Source organism: Paenibacillus sp. B46(2026), assembly GCF_056786355.1.
On record NZ_CM165907.1, the window covers coordinates 6,326,806 to 6,339,775 of the forward strand.

General features: G+C 50.1%; 12 protein-coding genes and 1 riboswitch. All 12 genes read right to left on the reverse strand.

The window, feature by feature from the left end:
* Positions 1 to 21 precede the first annotated feature (21 nt).
* The gene (cobJ, locus tag AC1S8V_RS27970; RefSeq protein ID WP_482074599.1) at positions 22 to 1,953 is read right to left on the reverse strand and encodes a precorrin-3B C(17)-methyltransferase; all 1,932 of its coding nucleotides are present in this window, start codon (positions 1,951 to 1,953) and stop codon (positions 22 to 24) included.
* Positions 1,954 to 2,354: 401 nt separating this feature from the next.
* Positions 2,355 to 2,544, reverse strand: a riboswitch (cobalamin riboswitch).
* A 200-nt stretch (positions 2,545 to 2,744) separates the two neighbouring features.
* Entirely contained in the window at positions 2,745 to 3,581 is an 837-nt protein-coding gene (locus AC1S8V_RS27975; protein WP_482071586.1) for a uroporphyrinogen-III synthase, read from the reverse strand.
* Positions 3,582 to 3,711: 130 nt separating this feature from the next.
* Entirely contained in the window at positions 3,712 to 4,914 is a 1,203-nt protein-coding gene (locus AC1S8V_RS27980; RefSeq protein WP_482071587.1) for a GerAB/ArcD/ProY family transporter, read from the reverse strand.
* A 56-nt stretch (positions 4,915 to 4,970) separates the two neighbouring features.
* Complete coding sequence (locus AC1S8V_RS27985) at positions 4,971 to 5,192, reverse strand: hypothetical protein (RefSeq protein WP_482071588.1); 222 nt, start codon at positions 5,190 to 5,192, stop codon at positions 4,971 to 4,973.
* A complete protein-coding gene (locus tag AC1S8V_RS27990; protein WP_482071589.1) occupies positions 5,185 to 6,384 on the reverse strand; it encodes a Ger(x)C family spore germination protein in 1,200 nt (399 codons plus the stop codon). The genes AC1S8V_RS27985 and AC1S8V_RS27990 overlap by 8 nt, the downstream gene beginning before the upstream one ends.
* A gap of 4 nt (positions 6,385 to 6,388) precedes the next feature.
* Positions 6,389 to 7,984: a spore germination protein gene (locus AC1S8V_RS27995; protein WP_482071590.1), complete on the reverse strand. Its 1,596-nt coding sequence runs from the start codon at positions 7,982 to 7,984 to the stop codon at positions 6,389 to 6,391.
* 173 nt (positions 7,985 to 8,157) lie between these two features.
* A complete protein-coding gene (locus tag AC1S8V_RS28000; protein ID WP_482071591.1) occupies positions 8,158 to 8,493 on the reverse strand; it encodes a hypothetical protein in 336 nt (111 codons plus the stop codon).
* Between the two features lie 44 nt (positions 8,494 to 8,537).
* Positions 8,538 to 9,239, reverse strand: a complete 702-nt coding sequence (locus tag AC1S8V_RS28005) for a pirin family protein (RefSeq protein ID WP_482071592.1) — start codon at positions 9,237 to 9,239, stop codon at positions 8,538 to 8,540.
* Between the two features lie 199 nt (positions 9,240 to 9,438).
* Positions 9,439 to 9,852 (reverse strand): DoxX family protein, encoded by a 414-nt coding sequence (locus AC1S8V_RS28010; protein ID WP_336762673.1) that lies wholly within the window; start codon positions 9,850 to 9,852, stop codon positions 9,439 to 9,441.
* A gap of 53 nt (positions 9,853 to 9,905) precedes the next feature.
* The gene (locus tag AC1S8V_RS28015; protein WP_482071593.1) at positions 9,906 to 10,766 is read right to left on the reverse strand and encodes a M56 family metallopeptidase; all 861 of its coding nucleotides are present in this window, start codon (positions 10,764 to 10,766) and stop codon (positions 9,906 to 9,908) included.
* Between the two features lies 1 nt (position 10,767).
* Positions 10,768 to 11,184, reverse strand: a complete 417-nt coding sequence (locus tag AC1S8V_RS28020) for a BlaI/MecI/CopY family transcriptional regulator (protein ID WP_017691824.1) — start codon at positions 11,182 to 11,184, stop codon at positions 10,768 to 10,770.
* 211 nt (positions 11,185 to 11,395) lie between these two features.
* Positions 11,396 to 12,859: a catalase gene (locus tag AC1S8V_RS28025; protein WP_482074600.1), complete on the reverse strand. Its 1,464-nt coding sequence runs from the start codon at positions 12,857 to 12,859 to the stop codon at positions 11,396 to 11,398.
* Positions 12,860 to 12,970 lie beyond the last annotated feature (111 nt).

The window sequence follows — 12,970 nt, forward strand, 5'->3', positions numbered from 1 at the left end:
TAGTACGGAATTAGTATGGAATTAGTCACCACATATCGGGTTTACTTCCACCGTGACCGGTGCGTCCACATGGCGGAAGCCCTGAATTATGCCGACTCGTTTGAAAAACTTGTGGAATCGCTCATTCGGATGGCCCTTTTCCTTGTAATCCGCCACAATTCGTTCCACAATTCCACCTATCTGGTCACCCGGAATTCCCTCTGCTACGGGCTGTGCAGGATGAGCATTGCGGCCGAATTTCTTGCCCCCGAGGAAAAGGTCGTATGCGCCTTTGCGATACACGATGCCGATATCCTCCAGCACGGCCCCGTAACATGCCATACCGCAGCCATTCAGCGCCACACTCGTTTCTTTCGGTGCACCCAGTCCGCCAATCACGGCCTGTAAATGGTTAGCCATCGGAACAGCATCGTCCTTCTCCATGTTGCAGAAGTCACAGGCCTTCACCTTGATGACATCGCCAATCGGTACAACGATAAAATTCGCTGCACGCAGCTCTTCAACCAGCGAGTCCGGTTCAAATGTCGGCACTCTCAGAATAATCTGGTGTTCCGGCGTGTACTCCAGTTCGCCGTCTTCACTTGCACACTGCGCCAGCAGCGCCATCTGGGCTGCGGTGAATTTTTTGTTGCCCACGCCGGGCGACACGCCGACTTCGAACAGCGGCGCCTTGCGCCCAGGCTCGGGCGCAGTGCGTACCGCTGCTGCGGTCGCAGCCTGCGGCGCACTTGCCGCTTCGCTCGGCGCTGTTGCGTCCAGCCAGCGGCTCGCCGATTCGCCCGCGAGCGCGCCGCCTGCCGCGAGCCGTGTCAGCGCCTCGGCGGCGAGCTCAGCTGCGCCAGCGCGGGGCGCTTCTGCGACCCGGCCCGGAGCGACCTCTGCCGCAACGGGTGCAGGTCGCTCGCCGGCAAGCACGGCGGTGCCAGCGCCACTCGCCGGGCTTGCCGCAGGCATAGCGGCAGCCGCCCCTGCGCCAGCGGGCAGCTGCCCTTGCGGAGCCGTGCCCGCTCCGGCGCTTGCGCCGCGCAGGGCTGGCTCCGCCTGTGGCTGCGCGGCCGATGCATGGCTGGCCGCGCTCTCGCCCGCTGCCTCGCCGGAGGCGGCAGCGCGGGCTTCCATTGCGCCGAGCGACCATGGCTCGGCTTCCGTGCGCAGTCGCTCATGGGGTCTGAGCAACTGTTCCGCGGTGCTCAGCGTATATTTCCGCTGATACCCACGCGGGGTGACCATGAGTCCTTCGTACATCATGGTCGAGGAGTTGCCGATAATCACAGTCGTCAGCATGCCGATATCATGATTCAGCATATCCTCCAGTGTGGTCATGACAACGCCCTGACGCTCACGATATGCACTTTTCACCAGACCTACCGGGGTCTGTGGGTCACGGTAACGCAGAATCATTTCCTGTGTCTCCACGATCTGGCGTGTGCGCCGTCCACTGCGTGGATTGTACAGGGCAATGACAAAATCAGCGGACGCTGCGGCTTCGACCCTGCGAATAATGGTCTCCCACGGCGTGAGGTGATCACTGAGGCTGATCGTACATGCATCATGCATGACAGGGGCACCCAGCAGTGATGCACAAGACTGAATGGCCGACACGCCCGGAATAACTTCGACAGCAACACCGGTATCGGGCTTCCATCCTTGCTCCATCAGCACCTCGTACACCAGACCTGCCATACCATATACGCCTGCGTCACCACTGGAAATGACGGCAACAATTTTGCCCATCTCCGCCTGTCTGACCGCTTCTTGTGCACGACTTACTTCCTCCGTCATACCCGTGCGCACAATCGCTTGCCCGCTCAACAGAGGGCGAATCAGATCCACATAGGTGTTGTATCCGATAATAACCTCGCTCTCCTGAAGTGCTTCGAGTGCCCGCTTCGTGATATGTTCCATTGCTCCCGGACCAAACCCGATAATTAGCAGCTTGCCTTGACCTTGCATTGCTTCTCCTCCTTCATCACACTTGTCGTACGGATTAAACAGTGAAGAAGGACGGCTATGCCGACCTTCTCCCCAACTGTTAAGCGTGTTCAATTCATAACTCTGTTAACTCAGATCATCCAACCCGGTTCTTATAAACCAACTGCATGATCAATCTGATCTATTCCTCTACCTTCAATTTCCCGACACAACACTGGGGATCGTAGGGATATATCGTTCATATAAAAACAAAAAAATCCCATCCTTATAACGGATGGGATACGCATGTACGTACACTCAAGAACACAGCCCCAGACTCCCGGAGGGTAATCCTGTGACTATGTGGCCAAGGGGGCCAGCCGGGCGAACCGCTTGTTCGCCCAATTCCTGATTCTTCGTACACCATTCCTTTCCGCGAAGGGTTCGGTGACACATGCAAGGTAGGTCTCCTGGCTCTGGATCATCAGCTTCCTTTTCTGTCTTCCCCGGCTATGCGAGTGACTTGGATCAAAAAGGGCTTCACCATTACAGTGGCGGGACCGCTCGGGACTTTCACCCGATTCCCTGTTACCTCTCGCTTTACGCAAGAGCACCTTGCTTGTTTTCATTCAATTATTGTTTTCATAATAACACCGTGCAGGAAATAATGTCCATGCTTATGATACTTATCCATTCTTCTATTTTCAGACATAACAGAAAAAAGTCCTGATCCTAAAATCGGATCAGAACCCGGAATAACCTAAGCTTATCCCATTCGTTATAAACATCCAACAACCAACGAATTGAGTTCGTTTCTGCTCACTTATCAACCTTTATTGACGGCCACGAACCTTATCCGCATGACCCGCGGCAAAGTAACGCCCAAGTTCAACGATAAGTGCCCCCATCTTTTCTTCCTCCGGAATCACCAATGCCTCAATGCCCTCTTCACGCATCGCATTTGCAGTCACTTTGCCTACGGATGCAGGGATTACACCTTGTCTGAACGCTTCGAGCATCGGTTCAAGCTTGTCCTGAGATGCTGCATATTGCGCCAGGAATCGGACCTGCGGTCCACTTGTAAAAGCAACAGCATCTACCTCGTGCTGTACAATCTCAGTCAAAAGCTGTTCCAGCTCCGTCTCTTCTGGCGGTACATGGCGGTAAGGAAGCACTTGTCTGACGATCGCACCTTGTTCTTCCAACCATGCAACGAGTTTGGGAGCTGTCTCCCCGTGAAGCTGCAACATGACCTTTTTCCCTGTGAGATCATGCGGGGCAAATTCACGAATAAGCCCGTCCGTACTGCCATCATCGTCCCGTACTAGCGGTGTTAACTTGCGCTTTTTCAGTGCATTCACTGTCTTGTAACCTCTCGCCGCAATCGAGGACTCCGACAGCGCATCCAGCAACTGTCCCGCCACTTCCATATCCTCGGCCATCTCAAATAACGCGTCCAATCCCATGCCCGTGGTCAATACCGCCCAGTCCGGCGGGTCCGAGATCCAGGACACAAGTCCATCCCTGATATTCCGATCATCCAGAAATACCGTTCCCTGTGCCGGTCGCACAAGCGGAATTCCACCCATCTTTTCAACCAGCAAGGACATCTCTTTCGATTTTCGTGGTCCTGTCAATGCTACACGTACACCTGCCAAATGTTGAGCCATTCATGTTCCCCCCGTTAGTTCAGCCGAATGTTCATCAGTCTGACTACAGTATACAGGGTACTTCTGCGAAGGGAAACTGTACTGCCTCTCTTTTTGCCCGTTCATCTATAACGATTTTTGATGGAATGCATCAGGAAGGCTGCAGTTCTCCACCATGAGAGTCCTTCCGTCTTTTCTCTCCGTCCTTCTCCGAATCAGCCGATTCTTGTTCCGGCTCATGCTTCTCTTTCCTTGAATGTTCTCCAGATCTCTGACGAGGAGATTTTTGTTTATCCTTTTTACGTGGACGAAGGAACAGGAACAGCACAATGGGGAACAGCGCTTCAAAAACAATGGCGACCCATGTCCATTCCCGGGTAAACCGATTGAGCTGAATGGCATTTTTGAAGAACCAGAAAGCACATACAAATCCAACCAGGGCCACAGGGCCAGTCATGACCTTTCCCGATACGTTCGGAATCATTCGTTTCAGCCCCCAGCAGACAAAGTACAGGTCAAATGCAATCTTCGTGATCATCGTAGGCAAGGTTGCCGCTGCCAGTGCCAGGTCAAACCGGTCCAGGAAATCGCTGATTTGCAGTTGTCTTGCCAGTTCATAAGAGGGATACACCAATCTTGAAGCGATAGGAACTCCAATGGAGGTGATGGTCTCAACAAGGATTAGCATCATCAACAAGGCAGACAGGATAATGCCTGACAGGACCGACTTAAATCGAAAATCACTACCTTTGATGACAAAAGGTAATGCAATTATCTCTCCATAAAAAGAAAATATGTACCAACTTCCTTTGCCTACACCCGCAACATCAACGTGAAAATACGGCATCAGGTTATCCAGATTGATCTGTTGAATAAGCATGAAAGGCACAATCACGGAGTTTAACAGAAACAGCGTCACATACAACTCCGCCATGCCGATTAACGAACCGAGTCCTCCTCTGACAATAAAGACCCCCATAACAATAAGTGACAATACAACGATGGAGACGGGCGTGGTTTCTAACAGCGTCATGCTTATATAATCACCCGTTAACCGAAGATCTCTCGCTAGCACGAAGAAAAAGAACAAAATGTACAGCAATCCGGTCACTCTTCCAAGGAAGGGAAACCGTTCAACCAGAGATTGGAACAGATCCTTATCGGGAAATCTTCGCTGAACCCGGCTTAACATCCACAGCGATGCGGTCATTACGAGCACCACTGGCACATACGAGAGATAAGCGTGCTGCTTTGCGTGGTAAATGGCCTGGGCATGGGGCTGAATTAACGTTCCTGTAATGCTGAGCAGCAGCACGAGCAGTACCATCTGACGGTGAGTCACTTTCTGATTCATGAACTACCTCCTTTCTCTCCTGTGAACCGTAACGGCATGATCCCTCCATCCACCGTCTAGGGCAATGGCAATAGCCGCTGGATGACATGGCTGATCCATACCGACACAAATACGGTTTTGCTCAAATAGGCAACATAGAAACAAAGGCCTGTACCCAACGCAATCAAACTATAGGATAGCCAGCGATTGATATTGGCCGCCTGCTTCAAATGTCTGAAATCCATCAAAACCACTATGATTACCATGGCCAGATAGGTAAATAAAAGCGGTTTAATCATGTATGATATCCTCCTCCATGACACCGATCGGTTTATTAATCACCCCTACATTTTCGATAATGACGTGGGGAGTGACTTTCACCTCGACATCAGGATAAATGGCATCCCAGCGATCCTTCAATTTCTCCCACTCCGCCGGCAAATGTTGATGGATCGACCGACCGATACCCAGAATGTCGGCATGATATTTTTTCTGAACCAATCGGACACCTTCTTCAATGTCCGATTTAATTTTTTCAAGAGTCGCTTCATTTATGTTCAGCATCTCGTTCTCACGCCGATCACCATAATTGGATTCGTTATCTACGAGAACGCCCTTGGCATACAATTCAATGTTCACAGTTACCTTGCCATTCTTGATGCTCGGGTGCAGGGAAGAATTGTTCTCGTTCAGCTTGATGAACATATCTCCCTCACCGCCAGGAGCTTTAACCATAACTTCTGGCGCATTAGCCTCGCCCATGGCCAGAATCAACGCATCGGCTGGTGCCTTATCAATCATGCCAACCAACTTGTCTTTCTTGAAGATGGCTAACCCATCCAACTTGATATTGGTTTTAACATCCTTCCAGTTCTTCGGTACATTGTCTTCAACCGAGGCTACGGGCAAATAGGGATCTATACCTTCACCCAGAATGGCATCGATGAATGTTTTGAGTGAGCGTGGGTTACGCATGTTCAGTAAACACAGTTCCCGCACCATCTCGGAGGGGAATTTCTCTATTGGTGCATCCGTGTCCAATACCTTGTATGCTTCTCCTCTTGTAATGACGGGAAGTGCGGAGAAACGATTGAGCGGATACCGTGTCAATAAATCCAGCATGGGAGCAACCCCCTTCTTCGCCAATTCCTCACCAATCAGCAGCGTACGGCGATGAGCGTAATACAACCTGCGGGACAAGGCTTTTTGCCCTTCAAGGGATGTTCCACGAAAGGTTTTGGCTGTATTGGACAGCATGAACCAGGATTTATCACCGCTTGTGCCCCCTCCGCCTCCTTCACTACCTGAGAAACCGGCTTGTCCCGGAAGAGCAATCTGCAGACTGGTTCTGTAGTTCTCACTATCCTTATCGACAGCGATACCAATTACAAAGGCAATATCGTTAATTTCCTCTCGATCCCAGCAACCGGAAATGAGCGAGGTACATAACAACAGAGCTATAACTGGCCGGTATTTGTATAAGAACTGCATGGGTTCACCACCCTTTCTCTGCTTCAGGGGAACCGTTGATCTTTTCGGCCATCCGTTTCTGGTCCCGATGCACCGTGGAGGGACGATTGATCATTTTCCACCACGGCACACGAATGATTATGTCCTTGGTATCTGTCTTACTATACGGGCTAAGACCTGACAGATAAGGCACACCGAACGAAGTCATCTGTGTCAGATGCACCGAGATCAGGACCAAACCAATCACGATACCGTACAACCCAAGCATGCCTGCCAGCAACATGATCGGGAATCGCAGCAGACGCACGGTAATCGCGAAGTTAAATCGCGGGATCGTGAAGGAAGCTATCCCTGTCATGGATACGATAATAACCATCGGTGCGGACACAATACCCGCCTGAACAGCCGCCTGCCCAATCACAAGTGCACCGAGGATACTGACGGCCTGACCCACCGTTTTGGGTAACCTGACCCCCGCTTCTCGGAGCGCTTCGAAGGATAGCTCCATAATGAGCGCTTCAATCAATGCCGGAAAAGGGATTGCTTCCCGTGCACCGGCAATACTTAGAATCAGCGTGGTTGGCAACATATCCTGATGAAATGTTGTGATAGCGATATACAGAGCTGGCAGGAATAGAGCGATGGCGACGAACAAAAACCGAATCCAGCGCAACAGATTACTGATGAAGAATCGTTCATAATAATCCTCGCTGGCTTGCAGCATCTGCCACATCGTGACTGGAGCAATCAAGGCAAAGGGAGTGCCATCCACTAGAATGGCAAAGCGCCCCTCCAACAGATTTCCTGCAACCGTATCCGGCCGCTCCGAGTAGTGCATCTGTGGAAAAGGAGAGTATGGATGATCTTCAATCAGTTCCTCGATATATCCCGTTTCCAGGATGCCGTCTATTTTGATTTTTTCCAGGCGTTTCTTGACGTCCCGGATCAACTCCGGATCAGCAATATCGTCCAGATAGGTCAGAACGATATCGGTCTTGGTTTCTGTGCCGAGTGTCATACTCACCATCTTGAGAGAGGGGGTTTTCAGCTTGAACCGCAGTAAAGCTGTATTCAAACGGAGCGTTTCGGTAAATCCCTCCCGTGGTCCCCGAATCACGGATTCCGTCTGAGGTTCCTCCACACCACGTCTGACGCCGCCTTTGACGTTGAACATCCAGGCTTGCCGATTTCCATCGACCAACAGAAGTGCGGAGGATGCGAGCACCCCTTCTGCTGCTGCAGCCCAGGTTTCAACCCTTTTCACCTGTGTCAACTCAACGCGCGTATCATCCAGTGGAACATCAGGTTCATCTGTACGCTGCTCGACCAGCCCTCGAATAATCGGACGCAGCATGTGTTCCTGGATATCAGCCGAATTGACAATACCTTCAATATAGACCAGAAGCCCTTTCACTTCCGGCGTAATCATGACATTACGAAAAACCACATCCGAGCAATCGGAAAAGATCTCCTTTACCGCCTGAATCTGAGTTTCATGTAATGCACTAATCGGCTGCCGCAGAAAAGGCGGGGACGGCAGTCCCAGAGGGATATGCTTTTTTTCTTCTGACGCTCGTCCCGGTTGTCGGGACTTGTCTTTCCCAGATGTTTTGTCTGCCATATGCCGCCCCTCCGTTCTTGTTTTTATACAAGGTAGCTTGTGCCAGACAGCTGGGAATTATGTGGTCCTTTTTGCAAAAATAAGAGTGAATTCTCTGAATCCAGACAGCAAAAAGGCCTCCGTATTTAACAGAGACCTTCTGGGATGTTCCAAATTCTATAGTTACTTATAAGTTAATCGGCAAAATAATCATCAGGCACATAGCGAATCTCCGACTTCGCATAGATGCATAGCGTGTGACGCTCCCTGTCATACTCTACCCGCTCACCCTCTACGTAGTACCAGTGTTTCAAGAGGGGCTGATCCTTGCGTTGGACGAAGCGAAATACGTTCAGTTCCTGTCTGAGCTCCATAATCTGTTCCACAGTCTGCTCGTCCAGGCCCGTAACGGTAAATATGAAGCCTGTACCCTCCTGCTGGAATCGATAGGACAGCGAATCTGTTTTGCTATTAGCTAGTCCTCGCCCGGTCACCGCATGTTTAACCATAAACCATTCCTGTTGCGCCATATGTGTATATCCTCCTTCATCTTGGAGTTCATTTCATCAGCCATCTACGGTAAATCAATAATCATATAGAACGTATCTTCGTTTGCTTTCAGTTCCATTGAATTCCGCTGTTCCACACGAGCCGTGTCTCCTTCGTTCAACAGGTACTCTCCATCCAATCCCAGCTTGCCTTCGATGGAGAAAATGTACATCCGGCGGCCCGTATCCTGATTAAAGGTTAACGTTTCGTCTTTGGCTAGTCGGCCAAGGTAGATTGTCATATCCTGATGAATAGTCGCAACTCTTGGTCCCCCATCTGGGGATACAATAGGCACGAGTGCTCCTGCCAGTGCGGCTGGATCAAATGATGTGGTTTCATAGGAGGGTTGCAATCCTTTTGTATGCGGCATGAACCAGAGCTGTAGCAAACGTACCTCTTCGGTATCGGATGCATTATGCTCGGTATGAATCATGCCACTGCCTGCTGACATTCGCTGAATACCACCAAAGCCTGTAACGGCTACATTACCCAGGTTATCTTCATGTCGCAACTTGCCGTTCAGTACGATGGATACAATCTCCATGTCACTATGCGGGTGAGCCCCAAAACCGCGGCCAGGCGCGATCACATCGTCGTTCGCTACCCGCATTGGTCCAAACGAGGTATTATCCGGGTCTTGGTATTCTCCAAAGGAAAAGCTGTGACTGCCACGAAGCCAGCCTCGATCAAAGCTGGAGCGGGCATCGGATGGAATGACGTTAATCATAAAATGCATCCTCCTTATTTTTTCTTAGTAGCATACTTATTCTCATTGTATCAAACCATAGGCTTGTCGTCCAAACCAAAAAGCTCCCACCGATCAGCCCGGTTCGTGAATACAGCTTCGGAACCGGGCTGGCCAATAGAAAGCCTCGTTGCAGGATTAATCCCGCACTTCAATATTCTTTAAGCAATGGTTATTGGATTCAAGCACTCACATTTTGGCGAGCGTTCCCCTGTCTGGAGATAAGATAATCCACAGCCAGGAAGCGGCTTCCTGTGAAGAGCAGTGTCAGGGAACCAGCCAGCAGCAGGTAATCTAACTCGGTACCACTCAGGAACGGCTCACCCATTTTGGCTGTAAACAGAACTCCAACCATCACGATGACAAACAGGGCTGCAAACACGCGTGTTCCCAGACCCAGAATCATCGCCGCACCACCTACCAACTCAATGATGGCTACAACCGATGCAAGAAATCCGGGAATACCGATACTTTCGAAGAAACCTACTGTACCACTGATTCCACCTTCGAATTTACTCCAGCCGTGCAATACAAAGATCAAACCGATCATAATCCTTGAGAAAAGTAATCCAATCTCTACACTTTTATTATTCATGTTCATCTTCCTTCCTAGTGTTATACTCGACCTCACGTTTTAGCCAAGTTGATTTATCCAATGGACCAAACAAACAAGATAGACAGCAACAGAAAAACGGTAGCCGACATCAGAACAGCATAACGTGGCAATCTCAGCGTGACGTCCTGTTCCGGGTCCAGCAGACGCGAAATTCGGACATTTACCGACGTATCCGCAAATGACGATTGTACAGTCAGTTCTTTTGCTCCCCAAGGTTCAGGACAAGCCCGGAGCAGCTTGAGCAAAGCACTGCCGATACCTGCCACATTTCCTGTACGCTCAATGGCCTCATTGTCCGCCAGAATCTCTCTAACGATATTGTAATGTTTCGACGTATGCTTCAATACGGGTATATACGGCATCATAATTGCAAATACCGATAGCAGTGTCGTCTTCAGTGGGTCACGGTGCCGCAGATGATGGACTTCGTGGTACACCACTGCAGTCTCCTCCTCTGCATCCAGCATCGTCAGAAGTCCTGTGGAGAGTACAATGCAAGGTCTCCATAAACCAATTGTAAATGCAACCGGAGATGGCTTGTCCACCACAATGAATCCGGGCTGTCCGAGATGGTGATACCTGAACTCCAGTTCGCGGGACAATGCTCGAACCTCCATGGAGCGGAGTTTACGTACGGCTGCCCTGGTTTTCATCATGCGAACCGTAAGTAACCAGCCTGTTCCGGTGAATGTCAGCAAGACGAGTGCGAGCAGAAAATGCCCCACGGATAACCAGCCCAGTCGGCTCATCCAATGATTGCAGAGCCAGAGCAGATTAAACGGGATATCCCAGCCAAAAATCTTGTACATCGCGTACATGAACATCTGCACGAACACGAGTAACGGAATGCCAAACCCGACGGTAAACAACAGCTTCGAGCGGGCCTTCCACATCTTAATCACTATCCTTTTTCCACTGCTTGATCTTCTGTTCCAGGCGTTCAATCAGACCCGCATCTGCTTCATCCAGGGCATCCAGCATATGATTCAATGCCAGCGCTCCGAATTCATCCACCAACTCATGTGACAGTTCCTTGGATTGGTCGTTCATAAACTCCTCCTTGCTCTGTACCGGTTGGTACAAAGATGTTCTGCCCTTTTGAGACTTGCCAAGCAATCCTTTGTCTACGAGTCGGTTCATCACGGTCATAACTGTATTAAAATTGACGTCTTTATCTTGTTCAAGTGCGGTCTGCACTTCACGGATGCTGCTGCCAGGACGTGCCCATAAAATGTCCATGATCTTGGCCTCCAGCGGACCGAAAAATCGGTTGAGCCCCCGCTCACCCACTTTGAAATTGTGTATTCTCATATTCTGACACCCCTCACACTACCCATTGTAGTGCCATCAAATGAGAAGTCAACCTCTATGTCAGCTATTTTATGTAAATGATTTGTAAATTTGTTTTCCATTTCACCAAAAAAAAAGCGAAAGACCGGGAAATTCCGCACGTTCACGGTTTGCCCGGTCTTCACCGAATATCAGTTGATATTATGTTCTGACTATATAGTCAAACTCTGTTTTATTTTCCATCCTGTGACGGCATATGTGCAGAAATATCCACGCCAAGTCCATGAGCCAAACGACCGCCAAGCTGTCCATCTGCCCGGAAGAAATGGCACAGGGCACGCATTTGAATATCAACAGATACCCCCTTAAGGTCATTGATCAGATTATCCAGCAAGTGCTGCTGCTCTACAGGAGTAAATGAACGGAAAAGCTCCCCTGCCTGCGTATAATCATCCGTTTTCTCAATTTTCTCGCGTGTAACGTGCCCTTGCAATGGAACCTGACTGTCCCGGTATGCCGGATCTTCCTGCGGGCTGTTCCCGGAACTGTTGGGTTCATAGTTCACCGGAGATGGGTCCTGATTCACATTCATGAGTCCATCACGCTGATGATTACGAACGGGTGCGTACGGGCAATTCACCGGAATTTGCAAATAGTTTGTTCCAAGCCGGTGACGCTGTGTATCTGGATAAGAGAATAAGCGTCCTTGCAGCAATTTGTCTTCGGAAGGCTCAATTCCAGGTACCAGCGCACTAGGAGAAAAGGCAGCCTGCTCCACTTCAGCAAAGAAGTTTTGCGGATTCCGGTTCAAGGTCATGGTTCCCACCGTTTGGAACGGTAATACATCTTCAGGCCATGTTTTGGTTGGGTCGAGTGGATCAAAAGCAAAATCATCCATCTGTTCAGGCTTCAACAGCTGTACCTGAAGCTTCCACTGCGGGTATTGCCCGTTTTTGATATGTTCACGCAGGTCACGGGTAGCATGGTTAAAGTCCTGGCCCTGTACCTCGGCAGCTTCCTGACGAGAGAAGCCTCGAACCCCTTGTGCAGACTCCCACTTATACTTCACATAGTGGACCTGGCCCTGTGCATTGATCCATTTGAAAGCATGTACGCCGAATCCATCCATCTCCCGATAATTCGCCGGTGTACCCAGGTCAGAGAACAACCAGGTCATCATGTGGGTTGATTCCGGCGAGAGGGTCATAAAGTCCCAATAGCGAGCTGGGTCCTGAATGTTGGTATCTGGAGCTGGCTTCAGGGAGTGAACCATGTCAGGGAACTTCATGGCATCACGAATGAAGAAGACGGGGAGATGGTTGCCTACGATATCATAGTTGCCTTCGCGCGTGTAGAATTTGACGGCAAATCCACGCGGATCTCGTGCAGTCTCTGGTGATCCCGTACCGTGAATAACGGTCGAAAAACGAACCAGAACATCGGTCTCCGTACCTGGATCTTGCAGGAAGTCCGCTGTTGTAAAAGCCTTCATACTCTGCTCCAGTGTGAATACGCCGTGGGCTCCGGCACCTCTCGCATGTACAACTCTTTCGGGAATACGTTCACGGTCAAAGTGGGCCATTTTCTCAATAAGATGGTAGTCTTCAAGCAGTGTCGGTCCTCTTCTGCCTGCTGTGCGGGAATTCTGATTATCACCTACAGGTGCACCTTGATTGGTTGTCATACGTTCTGTCATCATGTCGTCCTCCTCTAATGGGTCTCACGCCTGCTATATATCCACTATTAAAATCATATTCGGCTTCGGTTTAAATATACATTTAGACTTGATCTAACTGTTAAATTGATT